We start from the raw sequence: 15,701 nt of genomic DNA, 5'->3' as shown, positions 1-15,701 counted from the left end.
TTAATTTACATCACTGATTAGAGCACGGTCCAAATGTACATAACCTCCTTCTACAAAAACAAACTGTCCAGTAGTATGAGAAGAACGATCTGAGATAATAAAAAGTGTCGTATCTGCGATTTCTTCTGTTGTAGTCATTCTGGACTCAAACGGAATGCTTTTATTTATTTTTTTCAAAACGGCTTCGCCATCTGGTACTGTTTTGATCCAGTCTTCGTATGCAGGTGTATAGCATTCAGCAATAATAATGGCATTAGAACGAATTCCATGCTGAATCAAATCTACAGCCCACTCTCTCGTAAGCCCAAGAACACCGCCTTTTGCAGCGGCATATCCTGAAGTTCCGCCTTGTCCTGTCAAAGCTACTTTTGAACCAATATTCAAAATATTTCCTTTTGATTCTTTTAGGTAGGGAAGTGCAAATTTTACCAATAAAAAGTAACTTACTACATTCAGTTTTAATGAATTCATAAATTCTTCGTAGGTAGCATCTAATCCGGCACCGTCATTGACACCTACATTATTGATAACAACATCAATTTTGCCGTATTTTTCAACAATTTTGTTTACTGCATTTTGCATTTCATCCGGATTGGTAACATCCGTTTGTACAAACAAAGAGTCAATTCCTTTTTTCTGCAAAGCTTCTGCATAGCCAATACCTCTGCTGTTTCTGTCTACCAAAACCGGAATAGCACCTTCATCTGCCAATCGATTGATGATAGTTTCGCCGATACTTCCTTCTTTTCCGGCAGAACCTGATACGACTACAATTTTACCTTTTAAATGTAAATCCATAATATTATATTTTTCAGAATTAATTTAATTCTATAATTGCTTTTATAGTATTGTTTTTAGGGTCGATCCATTTTGTAAATTCACCTATCATTTCCGAAAAATCAGCTCTGTGTGTAATGTATTTTTTCGGATCGATTTTACCTGCTTTCAGACATTGCATTACATATTCAAAATCTTCGATAGTCGCATTTCGGCTGCTCATTAAAGTAGATTCTCTTTTATGAAAATCAGGATGACTGAAATTCAATTCTCCTTTTTGAAGTCCCACCAATACGAATCTTCCACCATGCGAAATATAATTAAAAGCACTGTTCATCACTTTTTGATTTCCGGTAGCGTCAATGACTACATTCGCCATATCGCCATTGGTCAATTCTGCTAATTTTACAGCCACATCATCATGTAACGGATTAATAGTTTCATCAGCCTGAAGTGCTTCTTTGCAAAAATTAAGACGATACTCATTGATATCCATAACGATTACTTTTGCACCCGCAATTTTCGCAAACTGAATCAATCCTAATCCAATAGGACCTGCTCCCATTACCAAAACCGTATCCGTTGCTTGTACTGCTGCTCTTCTTACTCCGTGAGCTGCAATCGCTAATGGTTCAACCAAAGCAAGTTCATCATAATCTAAACCTTGTCCGTGAAGTAAATACTGTTCAGGAATCGTAACATACTCGGCCATTCCGCCATCAATATGCACACCGAAGACTTTAATATTGGCACAACAATTAGTCAGACCATTTCGACAGGCCACACATGTTCCGCAGCTGAAATAAGGAATAAATGTTACTTTATCACCCGGCTCGAAACCTTTGGCGTTTCCTTTGATATATTCGGCAGCCAATTCATGCCCCAGAATTCTCGGATATTCAAAATAAGGCTGTGTTCCTCCAAAAGCATGAATATCGGTTCCGCAAACACCAATTCTTCTAATTTTCAAAAGTACTTCTCCCTCTTTGGGTTCCGGCATTGGTTTTTCTTTGATTAGAAACTCCTGCGGTTTTTCGCAAACAATATATTTCATTTTATTTAGAATAAGCTTTAGCTACTTGTTTACTTGATCCCAGACCATCCATACCCAATTCAATAACGTCGCCCGGTTTGATATAGATTGGATCCGGCTTGATTCCTAATCCAACTCCCGGAGGCGTTCCTGTACTGATGATATCACCAGGAAGCAAGGTCATAAACTGACTTAGATAATGCACTAAAAATGGTATTTTGAAAACCAGATTAGAAGTATTACTGTTTTGGAATTTCTTTCCGTTAACTGTTAACCACATTGGTAAATTATTTACATCTACAATTTCATCCTGTGTAGCCAAAAAGGGTCCAAGAGGAGCGAAAGTATCACAACCTTTTCCTTTTGCCCATTGTCCGCCCATTTCGATTTGAAAAGCTCTTTCGCTGTAATCATTCAATAAAGCATATCCGGCAACATAATCCAAAGCTTCTGCTTCTTCTACATAACTTGCTTTTTTACCTACCACAAATGCCAGCTCGATTTCCCAGTCAGTTTTTTCACTGTTTTTTGGAATAATCAAATCATCATTCGGACCGCATAAAGAGGTAGTTGATTTGAAAAAGATAATTGGTTCAGTTGGAATCGGAGCGCCAGTTTCATGACAATGATCTACATAATTTAATCCAATACAGATTATTTTTGAAGGCCTTGCCACCGGAGAACCTAAACGTACATCTGCTCCTACTTCCGGTAATGCTGGATTACTTTCTAAAGCTTTCTTTAATTTCTCTAAACCATTGTCTTCGAAAAAAGCTTCGTTAAAATCCGAAACAATTGAAGAAACATCATATCTTTTTTCTCCAATAATAACACCCGGTTTTTCTTGTCCGGCAGCTCCAAAACGTATTAATTTCATTTTCTTAATTTTTTAAGTTACTAAGATTCTAAGGTTCTGAGTTTCTAAGGCTAAAATCTTAGCAGCTTAGTATCTCAGAACCTTAGCATCTCTTTTTTAATTATTTAATTTTATAAATCCTCCATCAATAGGATAATCACTTCCGGTAATAAATCCGGCTTCATCGCTACATAAATACAAAGCCAGTGCAGCAATTTCGTCAGGTTGTCCCATACGTCCGATTGGCTGCGACTTAGACAGTTTTTCAAAAATTTCAGCTTCTTTGCCCGGATAGTTTTTATTGATAAATCCGTCTACAAAAGGAGTATGCACTCTCGCAGGCGAAATCGAATTGCATCGAATCCCTTCATCAATGTAATCTCTGGCTACTGATAAAGTCATTGCCATTACAGCTCCTTTAGCAGTTGAATAAGCGAAACGATCCTGAATCCCAACCCATGATGCAATAGAGGCCATGTTCAAAATAACACCTCCGTTTGACAATCTAAATTGTGGAATTGCAGCATACAAACAGTTGTAAACGCCTTTTACATTTACATCCATTACTCTTTGGAAATCGATTTCCAAAGTTGTGTCGACTTTTCCCACATGTGCAATACCGGCATTATTAATCAAAATATGGATATTTCCAATTTTTTCAAATGTATCGACTACCTCTTTCTGATTTACTACATTGCACACATATGAAAATACTTTTCCTCCCAATTGCTCAATATCAGCAACTGCATCCTGAGCACTTTCAATAGTTAAATCAATAATGTGAATTTCTGCTCCTTGTTTCGCAAACAAAGTTGCAATAGCCCTTCCTATCCCACTTCCTCCGCCGGTTATGACGGCTTTTTTATTTTGTAATGAAAACATATTTTTAAATTATAGTATTATTTATTTAGTTCTAAAGCAGCCAGAATAAAAGGTCCGGTTACTTTAGGATCATTATCTTTTCTTTTTTCATTAATATAATATTCATACGAACCATCACGATATGGATTTCCTCCTAAACCAGCAACAGCACAGGCATTCGTAATTTCAATTTCTCCATTTGGATATACTTTAACAAATTTTGAAGTAATACCATCAAAGGCCTTTTCAGCAATTTTTTTGAATTTTTTAGGCAAATATCCTTTTTTTGCTCCCTTCGCAAAAGCATAAGCAAACATAGCCGTACCTGAAGTTTCTAAATAATTACCTTCTCTTGTTCCCATATCCGTAACCTGATACCATAATCCTGATGGATCCTGAAATTTCACTAAGGCATTCGAAATATTATTTAAATACAAAATTAGTTCTTTTCGCTTTGGATGATCTTTAGGAAAATAATCCAGAACATCTACCAATCCCATCACATACCAGCCCATTGATCGGGACCAAAAGTTAGGTGAAACACCAGTTTCTTTGTTTGCCCATGGCATTTGTTTACTCTCATCCCAAGCATGGTATAACAATCCTGTCTTTGGATCCGTTGCCTTTTGCTGAATCAATTCAAATTCATGAGCAACATCATCTAACTTAACACCGTTTTCAAACGTTACGGTATATTTTGCATAAAATGGTTCACCCATATACAAACCATCCAGCCACATTTGATTAGGATATATTTTTTTGTGCCAAAAACCACCGCTTGGAGTACGAGGCTGTTCTTCTAATTGTTTACGCAAAGTCTGCATGGCAGTTAAATATCGTTTGTCTTTAGTCTGTTCATAGATATCAAACAAAATTCGGCCTGTAGGGATATTATCGATATTAAATGACTCGTATTTATACGTTTTAATATTTCCGTCGGCATCAATCAATTCATCAGCATATTGTTTGACATAAACTGCGTATTTTTCATCATTTTTTTGCTCGCCTAATTGTTGAAAAGCATAGGTAACCAAACCATGGACATAACTTATATGTGCTATTGGAGCATCATCAAGCATATACGATTGCGGATGACGCTGCATTAATGTTAAAGCCATTCTTTCTGACCATTTTAGCTTCGTTGGAATTGTATTTTGAGCATTTGAAATTGCCGTTACAAAAATCAGTAAGACAATCATTTTGGAAAGAAAAGAAATTTTAAGCATATCGCTACTTTAAAAATTGTATTGATGTGAAATTGATGTGAAAATAAATGTGATTTTCACATTTACAAATATAAAACTTAATATGAATACCCGACACTTATTTTAAGGATCAGTGCTTAAAAATAGATATAATTAAAAACAATATCACATTTTATGTGTAATTTGTACAAAATATAAAAAAAGCCTGCACTATTTGAGAAAAAATAAATCATATAATCTTAGCAATTGAATCTAATTTCTATATTTGTAAATGTGAAAATTACATTTATTATATTTATACTATCAAAATGAAAAAACTAAAAGGGATTACGTGGAACCACACCAGAGGATTATTGCCAATGGTGGCCACAGCTCAGCGTTTTACAGAGCTGAATCCTGATATAGAAATAAGTTGGGAAAAAAGGAGTTTACAGGAATTTGCAGATGCTTCTATTGAAGATTTAGCTAAAAGATTTGACCTCTTGGTTATAGATCATCCCTGGACAGGATTTGGTGCCGATACCAAAACAATTTTACCTTTATCAGATTATCTTCCTGCCGAATATATAAAAGATCAGGAAATTAATACCGTTGGTAAGTCTTACGGAAGCTACGTCTTTCACAATAAATTATGGGCATTACCAATAGATGCAGCAACTCCTGTAGCAGCCGCAAGGTTAGATATTTTGGAAAAAAATGAGTTAAAAGTTCCGCAGACCTATGATGATTTATTGGCTTTAGCAAAAAAAGGACTGATCGCTTTTGCAGGAATTCCGGTAGATTCGCTAATGACTTTTTACTCTTTTTGCTGCAGTTTAGGTGAAACTCCTTTTCAGTCTCAGGAAAAAGTAATTTCTGTGGAAACAGGAAAAAAAGCTTTGCAGATGCATCGTGAACTTGCTCAGCTAATGGATCCGGCAAATTTTAACCGAAACCCGATTCAGGTATATGAAGCGATGGTCAATACTGATGAAATTGCTTACTGCCCTTTTGCGTACGGTTATTCTAATTATTCAAGAACTGGTTATAGCAAAAATTTACTTCATTTTTATGACTTGGTAAAATTGAATGACAAACCGATGATTAGTTCTTTGGGCGGAACCGGTTTGGCTGTTTCTTCTTTCAGTCAGCATATTCCGGAAGCAATAAAATATGCTGAATTTACAGGGTCTTCTCAGGTACAACAAAATATTTTTTCAGATAATGGCGGACAACCGGGGCATTTGCAAGCCTGGAAAAATGACCGAATTAACGGCATAACCCATGATTATTTCAAAAATACATTGCCTGCTTTAGAAAGAGCTTTTTTAAGACCAAGATATTCCGGACACATGTATTTTCAGGATCATGCGGGAGATGTGGTTCGTGATTATTTAATGAATGGAGGTGATGAAAAAGCTGCTTTATCCGCAATGGATACACATTACATAAAGTCTTTAAACTTATAACAGATGAAACCATTAGAAGGATTAGTTGTCTTGGAATTTTGCCAATTTTTGGCGGGACCTTCTGCCGGATTAAAATTAGCTGATTTAGGAGCAAGGGTCATCAAAATTGAGCGTCCCGTAAAAGGTGAAGCCTGTCGCCAATTGAGCATCAAAGATCTTTTTGTGGATGACAGCAGTTTGCTTTTTCATACCATTAACAGAAATAAAGAATCTTTTGCAGCTGATCTTAAAAATCCTGAGGATTTAATTTTAGTAAAGAAATTAATTACCAAAGCTGATATTATGACCCATAATTTCAGGCCGGGCGTAATGGATAAAATTGGTTTGACATTTGACGATGTTTTGAATATCAATCCAAAAATAATTTACGGAACCATAACAGGTTACGGAGACAAAGGCCCCTGGGCAAACAAACCGGGACAGGATTTATTACTGCAGTCACTTTCAGGATTAAGCTGGCTGAGTGGGAGAAAAAGTCAGGGACCAGTTCCGTTTGGTCTGGCTGTAGCCGATTTGATGTGTGGGAATCATTTTGTACAGGGAATTTTGGTTGCATTATTGAAAAGAGCCAAAACAGGAAAAGGGGTTTTGGTAGAAGTAAGTTTACTCGAATCGGTTTTGGATGTTCAGTTTGAAGCAATAACTTCCTATTTAAATGACGGCGGACAACAGCCTCAAAGAAGTAATGTAAAAGGAAGCGCTCATGCTTTTCTGAGTGCCCCTTATGGTATTTACCAAACTCAGGACGGTTACATTTCTTTAGCAATGGGCGATTTGCTTTTTATTGGAAGTATTTTGGAAATCGATTTCCAAAATTACACTGATAAACACAAATGGTTTTCGCAAAGAGATGAAATCAGAGAATTATTAGCCGAAAAATTATTGACTCAAAAAGCAGATTATTGGATTGAATTACTTCAAAAACAAGGAGTTTGGTGTGGCAAAGTACTTAATTACCAGGAATTAGACAGCCAATCCTTTGTGAATGAACTGCAATTGAAACAAACGGTAGAAAATTCGGCAGGCAAAAAATTGGTTACAACCAGAAGCCCAATTCAACTGGATGGTGAGATTTTAACAAGTACTAAAGCAGCGCCTAAAGTTGGTGAAGACAATTTAACAATAAACGAACAATTTTTAAACTAGCAGAATGAAACCATTAGAAGATTATTTAATAGTAGATTTTAGCCAGTTTCTTTCCGGGCCTTCAGCTAGTCTGCGATTGGCAGATCTGGGTGCCCGTGTGATAAAAATTGAGAAACCTGGAACTGGAGATATCTGCCGAACCTTATATACGTCTGATTTGATTATGAATGGAGAATCCTCTGTATTTCATACCATCAACAGAAACAAAGAATCATTCGCTATCGATTTTAAAGATCCGAATGAACTCGAAAAGCTAAAAAAAATGCTGGCTAAGGCCGATGTGGTCATGCACAATTTCAGACCCGGCGTAATGGAACGTGTAGGTTTGAGTTATGACGAAGTAAAAGAAATCAATCCGAATATTGTCTATGCTGAAATTTCAGGCTACGGTACAAAATCCAGACTAAAAGATTTACCCGGACAGGATTTATTACTACAATCACTGACAGCCTTAACCTGGTTAAGTGGAAATCAGGAAGATGGTCCGGTTCCGATGGGATTATCGATTGTAGACATGTTGGCGGGAGCACATTTGGCACAAGGAATTTTAGCTGCTTTATATAGAAAAGTAACCCATAATATCGGAGCCAAAGTTCAGGTAAGTATGCTGGAATCGGCTTTTGATTTTCAGTTTGAAACGATTACCACGTTTTTTAATGACGGAGGTGAATTACCTGTTCGAACAAAATCCAATAATGCTCATGCTTATTTGGGTGCACCTTACGGAATTTACAAAACTCAAAATGGCTACTTAGCCCTGGCTATGGGATCGATTCCGGTTTTGGCTTCGCTTTTAAAATGTGATGAATTATTGCAATTTCCTGAAAATAAATTTGAATTGAGGGATGAAATCAAAAACATTCTGGCAACTCATTTGCAGACTCAGGAAACGCAACACTGGCTGGATATTTTGGAGCCCGCTGATATTTGGTGTGCCAAAGTCCTGAACTATAAACAGCTTTTTGCAGAAGAGGGTTTTCAGGTTCTGAATTTCGTGCAACGAGTTGAAATGCTGGACAGCTACACTTATAAAACAACCCGATGTCCTATTAGAATTGACGGAGAAATTTTTACATCAGGTAAAGGTTCTCCAAAATTAGGACAGGACAACGAACGAATTATTAAAGAATTTATAGCCTAATAATGGAAAAGTTAAGAATCGCTGTCCGGAAATTTGATCCTTTTGAAAGTACATTGCAAAAGCTGTGGGATTTGTTCTGCCTGAAAAACAAGATTACCATTGAAGCAGAAATGATTCCGCTGGAACTGCACGATTTATACGAAGAAACCATTACCAATAAAGGTTTAATAAACGGAAACTGGGATATTGCTCACATCAATACCGACTGGATTTTTGATGCTGCGAATGAAAAAGCGGTTCTGGATTTGACTTCATTAATTTCTGACAATCCTCCTCAAAATTATCCTGAAGGCTGGCATCAGTCTTTATTGAATTTACAGCAGATTAATAACGGGACTTACGGGCTCCCTTTTCATGATGGCCCGGAATGTCTGATTTATAGAAAAGATTTATTTGAAAATCCGATTGAAAAAGAAAATTTCAAAAAGGAATTTGGATACGAATTACTTCCTCCCAAAACCTGGGAACAATTTACTCAAATTGCAGAATTTTTCAACCGCCCTGAGCAAAATTTATACGGTTCTGTTTTTGCGCATTATCCTGACGGTCATAACATGGTTTTTGATTTCTGTCTACAGTTATGGACAAGAGGCGGTTCTTTATTGAGCCCTCAAAATCAAATCGATATTAACCACAAAGCGGCGATTGATGCTTTGGATTTTTACAGAACAATATCCAACAATAAAAAAGCCATTCATCCGCAATCAAAAAATTTTGGTTCTGTTGAAGCCGGTATAGCTTTTGCCAAAGGAGAAGCGGCAATGGCAATCAACTGGTTTGGATTTGCCTCGATGTGCGAAGTGATTGAAGAATCGAAAATAAAAGGAAAAGTAGATATCACGGAATTACCGCATAACGAAAACCATAAAACGGCTTCGTTGAATGTATATTGGCTATACACCATTGGCACAGGAAGCAAACATCAAAAACTGGCGTACGATTTTCTGCGATTTGCCACTACGCCGGAAAGCGATAAATTGCTAACTAATGAAGGTGGAATCGGGTGCAGAAAATCAACCTGGAATGATGTTGAAATAAATAAAATGATTCCGTTTTATCATAAACTGGAAACATTGCATGAAAATGCTTTGACACTTCCTCAAACTCCGGTTTGGCCAAAAGTAGCCGAGCTTATTGACAAGATGGTTTTAAAATCATTAGAAAGCAACATTCCATCCGAAAAATTATTAGAAGAAACACAGAATCTTATTCTGCAAATTATATAATTATGAATATTCCATATAAACCCTTATTGCCAGAAACAAAGCAACCGATTATTATTATTGGCGCAAGCGGTATAGTAAAAGATGCTCATCTTCCAGCTTATAAAATGGCTGGCATGAGTGTTTTTGGTATTACCAACAGAACGCTCTCGAAAGCACAGGATATGGCAGAACAATTTGGCATTCCGAATGTTTTTGAAAATGTAGCCGAAGCTGTAAAAATTGCGCCATCGAACGCAGTGTACGACATTACCGTATTACCTGATCAATATATAGAAATATTAGAACAGCTTCCAGATGGTGCTGCAGTGCTGATTCAAAAACCTATGGGAAATGATTTGGCCCAGGCCAAAGAAATTGTAGCAGTTTGTGAAAGAAAAAAATTAGTCGCAGCAATCAACTTTCAGTTGCGTTTTGCCTCTTTTGTCAGTGCAGCACGATACATAATAAATCAGGGTATGATTGGCGATTTGTATGATTTAGAATTTAAAGTTACGGTAAATACCCCTTGGGAATTGTTCCCACTGATTAAGGAGCATCCAAGATTGGAGATTCTATTTCACAGTGTGCATTATATTGACTGCACTCGTTCGTTTTTAGGAACCCCAAAAGGGGTTTATGCCAAAACGACTCATCATCCTTTGAAAAAATTATCTTCGTGCCGTTCTTCGATTATTTTGGATTATGGCGATTCGATGCGTGTGGTTATCAATACCAATCACGATCATCATTTTGGCTCTAAACACGAAGAAAGCTACATCAAATGGGAAGGAACAAAAGGAGCGATTAAAGCCAAAATGGGCTTATTGATGAATTACCCTGACGGTATGCCGGACGAATTTGAAGTTGCTTTGGAAAAAGATGGTACATACGAATGGGAAAAAATCAATTTGGAAGGTTCCTGGTTTCCGGAGGCTTTCATTGGTACTATGTCAAACCTGATGCGTTTCAAAGAAGGTTCTGATGACAAATTATTAGCAAGTGTTCAGGATGTGCTAGATACGATGAAGGTTGTTGAAGCTTGTTATATCAGTAATCAAAAAGGTGGAATTCCACTAAATGAATTATAAGAACGTTTGCCTGCGTTAACGATTGAAGCGGCATCCTTTTTTGGCTTTTTCTGCCAAAAAAGATACAGCGGAAAGCGTGTTAAAACGCCCAAAAAAATTATATAAATATAGTAATTAGTCGCTAGTCCATAGTAATTAGCTAATCACTAAGGACTAATCACTAAGGACTTAAAAACTAAAAAAACATGTATTTCAAATCCACATTTTTCGAAGACTATCAACTTAACGATAAAAGAGTTACATTAGGCAGAACAATTACAGAAACTGATTTTGTAGTCCACGCAGGACATACCGGAGATTTTTTCCCGCATCATATGGATGAAGAATGGTGTAAGACACAGCCTTTCGGACAAAGAATTGCACATGGAACAATGGTTTTTAGTATCGGTATAGGTTTGACAGCATCTGAAATAAACCCGGAGGCTTTCTCTAAAGGTTATGACCGAATGCGATTTGTAAAACCCGTTCATATTGGTGATACCATTCATTCAGAAATTACGATTTCTGAAAAAGGAGAAGCTAAAAAACCGGATATGGGAACGGTGACCGAACACGTAGAAATCATCAACCAGAGAGGTGAAGTGGTTTTGGTATGTGACCATCTTTTATTAGTAAAAAAGAAATAACCCTAAAATAAAAATCTAACTATGCAAGTAACTAACCAAACAGGTGACCAACACGAAATCCCAACAGAAGGCGGCAAAACAAATCAATATCTTTTGCCTTTTATTTTAATTACCAGCTTATTTTTCCTTTGGGGAATGGCTCATGGTCTTGACGGTATTTTGATTCCACATCTAAAAAAAGCCTGTCAGCTCAACAACAGAGAATCAACATTGATTGATACGTCTATCTATTTTGCTTATTTTATTATGGCGATTCCCTCTGGAATGCTTATTAAACGATTTGGTTATAAAAACAGTATTATCACTGGATTATTAGTTTTCGCAATTGGAGCTTTTCTTTTTGTACCCGCCGCAAACAGCAGAACTTATGAATTATTTTTGTTTGCCTTATTTGTAATTGGTTGCGGCTTGACTATTTTAGAAACTAGTGCAAATCCTTACGCAGCTATTTTAGGTCCTGCAGAATCTTCTTCATTTAGATTAAATCTGGCTGCCTCATTTAATGGTTTAGCAGCCATGTTAGGCCCCATTTTGGGAGGTATTTTTATACTTTCAGGAATTAACTACACCCCAGCAGAGATGGCCGCAATGTCAGATACGGCAAAAACAGCCTACTTATTAGAAGAGGCTTCGGCAGTAAAATTGCCTTATATTATTTTAGGCAGTGTTCTGGTGTTGGTAGCTATAATATTTTATTTTATGCATTTGCCATCAATGAAGTCTAAACAAACAGAAAACGAAGTTAAACCAGGTTTTTTCTCTGTTTTAAAATTTTCTCACTTAAGTTGGGCAGTTGTAGCACAGTTTTTTTATGTTGGAGCCCAAGTATGTGTAACCAGCTTTTTTGTCCGAATAGCTCAAAAAGAAGCTGGATTAGATGAAAAAACAGCTGCTTATTACCTTGGCATATATGGACTTCTGTTTATGATAGGTCGTTTTAGTGGAACATTCTTTTTGAAATTTGTCAAAGACTATGTTTTACTTTCTATCTATTGTATAATTAGTGCTTTGCTTTGCTTAGTAGCGATTTACGGATCAGGTATTACAGTTATTTACGCATTGGGCGGATTAGGTTTTTTTATGTCAATCATGTTCCCAACTATTTTCTCTTTAGGATTGGTGGGTTTAAAATCGAATACCGAAACGGGTTCTTCATGGCTGGTAATGTCTATTGTGGGTGGAGCAATCCTTCCTTATGCAATGGGAACTTTAATTGACATGAAACATGACGATATTCAGTCAGGTTATATAATTCCGTTAGTATGTTTCGTGATTATTCTTTATTTCGGAATATTTGGACATAAAGTAAAAAATATCGTTTCTTAGTTCAATTTCAATTATTTTTATAAATTTCCAAGGTTCAAAATTTGTTCCTTGGAAATTTATTTTTTAACTGCTATCATTCAAATCTAATATGAAAAAAACGCTACTTACTTTTTACTTCTTGCTCATTAGTTTCAACGTGGTTTTATACGCCCAAAAAAACAAAACTGCTTATGATATTGTAGTGGCTGCTGATGGAAGCGGTAATTACACAAAAATTCAGGATGCTTTTAATGCTGTACCTGAGAATAGTTCTAAACGTACCCTCATTTTTGTGAAACCTGGCACTTATAAAGAGAAATTAAAACTAACCTCAGGAAAGAAAAATGTATCCTTAATAGGCGAATCTTACAAAAACACTATTCTTACCTACGATGATTATGCTGAAATTGCCGGTGGCACAAGCAAATCATTCAGTATATCAATTGAAGCAAATGATTTTTTTGCAGAAAACATAACCTTTGAAAACACTATTAGTAGCGAGTTACCTCAGTATAAAAAAGGGGGACAGGCTGTAGCTTTAATGGTAAACGGCGACAGGGCCATATTTCACAATTGCAAAATGAGCGGTTTTCAAGATACATTTTATCTTAAAGCAAATAAGAGAACCTACATCAAAGATTGTATCATTGATGGAACGACAGACTTCATCTTTGGCGCAGGAATAGCCTTGTTTGAAAATTGTTTTATTCAGTCTAGAAAAGACTCTTATATCACTGCAGGAAATCACGAAGCAGGAAAAAGCAAATATGGTTTTGTGTTTAAAGATTGTGTCATAATGAAATATCCTAAAACAACCGTTTCAAAAGTATCTCTTGGAAGACCATGGGGAGCAGGTGCAAATACGGTTTTCATTAATTCTTATGAAGATTCAACTATTATTCCCGAAGGCTGGTCTATATGGTCAAAAGATCCAGAACACAAGGGATATGACAACTGGAAAAACTCATTCTATGCAGAATATAATTGTTATGGCCCAGGTTCCAAATCTGATAATCGAATAGCATGGTCTAAACAGTTAAACAAAACAGAAGCTGCAGAATATACCAAAGAAAAAATATTTGCTGCCAACACAACAACTGCAAGTAATCTTGAAGGTGACTGGAATCCTGTAATTGAAAAAGACAAATGCGATTCTGTCTTACCTTCAAAAAAAGCCAAAAATGCCGATTCAAATTTTGAAAAAGGATTTTAAAATAAACCGCCATTCAAAAGTCTTTAAATCATATTTAAAGGCTTTTTTTATTTCTCAAACTTATACCTTTATTAATCCCATAACAAAAGCTGTTTTTAAAGCTTCGGTTGTATTCGCAACCTGCAGTTTTTGAATTATATTCTGTCTGTGGCGACGAACAGTATAAACCGAAATACTTAACAGACTTGCAATCTGATCACTATTGCTTCATTTTGCAAGATGAGTCAGAATTTCTAACTCTCTTTGAGACAGCAGACTTTCTGTATAAGGTTTATATTTTTCAGATGATATGGTTTCTCCTGTTTTAATATTTACAATTTTACCATCAATCCCCTTTCTAAATTCTGAATTAGTTGATGCTGCATACAAACACAATGCAAATAAAACACTCCCATTTGGCGATCTTTTAAGATACATAGTTCTATGGATAATGTAATACACATTTTTCTTATCAGAAGAACGTAAACGGCTAAAAGTACTGTAATTTCTATATTCTTCTTCAGGAAGATTTTTAAGATATTGAAAAAAATGAAGTTCTAAGGCATGGCGCTCGATTACATCCTCAGAATTTAACTTATCAAATATGCAGTCTTCAAAAGCAGAATCGATAAACAAATCACCTAAGAGTCCGAGCAATTTACCAAAATTACCTGCATAAATATAACTACAGTCAGCCTGAAAATCCGAAAGTACTGCGACACATTGCTCTATAGAAACATAAGCAGCAGCCATTTTTTTTATAATCTTCTACGTGTAATGCCTCTTCATTCAAAAAAGTTTGTTTTAATAAAGTAGAAGTTAACTGATCTTCAATGGATATATCTGTAATAGTTGTTCAAATAAAATTGGTTAATTTTACGTATTGTCGTTATTAGAAGTAAAATGTAAATTTTGAAAAACTAAGTTAGACTATTTATACTTTTAACAAAAACATTTATAAAATCTAAATCCATTATCTTCTGCAGTCTTTTGCAAATTATTTTATTTACAGGTTGTAACAATATTTCTAAAGAAAATAAAACAGCGAAAAATACTGCAACAAAACCAAAAGACTCAGCGATTGTCCGTGGAGTTCCATGCGATATCAAACTAAGCCAAATACATTTTACAAAATCAATTAATGGAGCTGATACGCTAGCAAAAGTGGATAATAAAGAAAACATACTATTTCATGTGGGAGAGAAAAAAGATTATTTCTCAGATCCAAATAATAAACTATCAAATAATTCGGCACCTATTCTTTTATCTAAAGTTGATAACACAAAACCCTTTACGTTAACAGCAAAAATAAGCCCGAAATTCACTAAAAACGGTTTATACAATGCCGGTGTATTATACCTATATGTAAACGACAGTTTTTATCAAAAATTTTGCTTTGAGCAGGATGAACGCGGTAATCACAGAATTGTCACAGTCCGTACCATAGGAACCTCAGACGATAATAATCATGACATTGTTGATGGCAAAACTGTTTACATGAAAATTTCATCAGATACAGAAACAGTTGCCAGCTATTATTCGCTTGACAATAAAAATTGGCAAATGGTTCGTTTATATAAAAACAATTATCCTGCAGAAATTTGGACAGGAATCAGTGCACAATGCCCGGTAGATATAGGAACAACAAGTTATTTCGAAGATATTTGCTTAGAACAAAAAAGTGTAAAAGATTTTCGTTTAGGAATCTAGAAATACGAAAAGGTGCTATTACAAAAGTGGATCTATATAATTTATCCCCTTTTCTAATAGCACATATTTAAATAATTAAAACTCTTCTTAGATTTTATTTGTTTGAAT

At 35.7% G+C, this 15,701-nt stretch carries 16 protein-coding genes; 9 read left to right on the top strand and 7 right to left on the bottom strand.

Going from position 1 to position 15,701, the window contains the following annotated elements; genetic code table 11:
- The 5 genes from BXU10_RS00075 to BXU10_RS00055 form a co-directional block, all read right to left on the bottom strand.
- Positions 1 to 798: an SDR family oxidoreductase gene (locus BXU10_RS00075; RefSeq protein ID WP_078225599.1), complete on the bottom strand. Its 798-nt coding sequence runs from the start codon at positions 796 to 798 to the stop codon at positions 1 to 3.
- Positions 799 to 817: 19 nt separating this feature from the next.
- Positions 818 to 1,831 carry a zinc-binding alcohol dehydrogenase family protein gene (locus BXU10_RS00070; RefSeq protein WP_078225598.1) on the bottom strand — a complete coding sequence of 338 codons (1,014 nt, stop codon included), beginning with the start codon at positions 1,829 to 1,831 and terminating at the stop codon, positions 818 to 820.
- A 1-nt stretch (position 1,832) separates the two neighbouring features.
- A complete protein-coding gene (locus BXU10_RS00065; protein ID WP_078225597.1) occupies positions 1,833 to 2,687 on the bottom strand; it encodes a fumarylacetoacetate hydrolase family protein in 855 nt (284 codons plus the stop codon).
- A gap of 96 nt (positions 2,688 to 2,783) precedes the next feature.
- A complete protein-coding gene (locus tag BXU10_RS00060; protein WP_078225596.1) occupies positions 2,784 to 3,548 on the bottom strand; it encodes an SDR family NAD(P)-dependent oxidoreductase in 765 nt (254 codons plus the stop codon).
- Positions 3,549 to 3,565: 17 nt separating this feature from the next.
- Positions 3,566 to 4,753, bottom strand: a complete 1,188-nt coding sequence (locus tag BXU10_RS00055; RefSeq protein WP_078225595.1) for a glycoside hydrolase family 105 protein — start codon at positions 4,751 to 4,753, stop codon at positions 3,566 to 3,568.
- A gap of 287 nt (positions 4,754 to 5,040) precedes the next feature.
- Between BXU10_RS00055 and BXU10_RS00050 the strand changes: the two genes are divergently transcribed.
- From BXU10_RS00050 to BXU10_RS00015, 8 genes are all read left to right on the top strand, one after another.
- Positions 5,041 to 6,180, top strand: a complete 1,140-nt coding sequence (locus BXU10_RS00050) for an ABC transporter substrate-binding protein (RefSeq protein ID WP_078225594.1) — start codon at positions 5,041 to 5,043, stop codon at positions 6,178 to 6,180.
- A 3-nt stretch (positions 6,181 to 6,183) separates the two neighbouring features.
- Positions 6,184 to 7,326, top strand: a complete 1,143-nt coding sequence (locus BXU10_RS00045) for a CaiB/BaiF CoA-transferase family protein (RefSeq protein WP_078225593.1) — start codon at positions 6,184 to 6,186, stop codon at positions 7,324 to 7,326.
- A gap of 4 nt (positions 7,327 to 7,330) precedes the next feature.
- Positions 7,331 to 8,467, top strand: coding sequence for a CaiB/BaiF CoA-transferase family protein (locus BXU10_RS00040; protein ID WP_078225592.1), 1,137 nt, complete (start codon positions 7,331 to 7,333; stop codon positions 8,465 to 8,467).
- Positions 8,468 to 8,469: 2 nt separating this feature from the next.
- On the top strand, positions 8,470 to 9,693 hold the full coding sequence (locus tag BXU10_RS00035) for an extracellular solute-binding protein (RefSeq protein ID WP_078225591.1): 1,224 nt from the start codon (positions 8,470 to 8,472) through the stop codon (positions 9,691 to 9,693).
- A 2-nt stretch (positions 9,694 to 9,695) separates the two neighbouring features.
- Positions 9,696 to 10,760 (top strand): Gfo/Idh/MocA family protein, encoded by a 1,065-nt coding sequence (locus BXU10_RS00030; RefSeq protein WP_078225590.1) that lies wholly within the window; start codon positions 9,696 to 9,698, stop codon positions 10,758 to 10,760.
- A gap of 185 nt (positions 10,761 to 10,945) precedes the next feature.
- A complete protein-coding gene (locus tag BXU10_RS00025; RefSeq protein WP_007809657.1) occupies positions 10,946 to 11,386 on the top strand; it encodes a MaoC/PaaZ C-terminal domain-containing protein in 441 nt (146 codons plus the stop codon).
- Between the two features lie 21 nt (positions 11,387 to 11,407).
- Entirely contained in the window at positions 11,408 to 12,712 is a 1,305-nt protein-coding gene (fucP, locus tag BXU10_RS00020; protein WP_078225589.1) for an L-fucose:H+ symporter permease, read from the top strand.
- A gap of 88 nt (positions 12,713 to 12,800) precedes the next feature.
- Positions 12,801 to 13,904 (top strand): pectinesterase family protein, encoded by a 1,104-nt coding sequence (locus tag BXU10_RS00015; RefSeq protein WP_078225588.1) that lies wholly within the window; start codon positions 12,801 to 12,803, stop codon positions 13,902 to 13,904.
- Between the two features lie 60 nt (positions 13,905 to 13,964).
- Here BXU10_RS00015 and BXU10_RS25705 read toward each other — a convergent pair whose 3' ends face one another.
- Both BXU10_RS25705 and BXU10_RS00010 read right to left on the bottom strand, forming a co-directional pair.
- Positions 13,965 to 14,078, bottom strand: coding sequence for a hypothetical protein (locus tag BXU10_RS25705; protein ID WP_369803399.1), 114 nt, complete (start codon positions 14,076 to 14,078; stop codon positions 13,965 to 13,967).
- Positions 14,079 to 14,111: 33 nt separating this feature from the next.
- Positions 14,112 to 14,636: a hypothetical protein gene (locus BXU10_RS00010; RefSeq protein WP_223255356.1), complete on the bottom strand. Its 525-nt coding sequence runs from the start codon at positions 14,634 to 14,636 to the stop codon at positions 14,112 to 14,114.
- Between the two features lie 237 nt (positions 14,637 to 14,873).
- On the opposite strand from BXU10_RS00010, the gene BXU10_RS00005 reads away from it, so the two are divergent.
- On the top strand, positions 14,874 to 15,593 hold the full coding sequence (locus BXU10_RS00005; RefSeq protein WP_223255355.1) for a DUF1349 domain-containing protein: 720 nt from the start codon (positions 14,874 to 14,876) through the stop codon (positions 15,591 to 15,593).
- The last annotated feature ends 108 nt before the right edge of the window (positions 15,594 to 15,701 follow it).

The organism is Flavobacterium sp. LM4 (assembly GCF_002017935.1).
GTDB lineage: Bacteria > Bacteroidota > Bacteroidia > Flavobacteriales > Flavobacteriaceae > Flavobacterium > Flavobacterium chungangense.
Note: the sequence above shows the minus strand (reverse complement) of the source record. Positions and strands in the feature narration are given on the sequence as shown.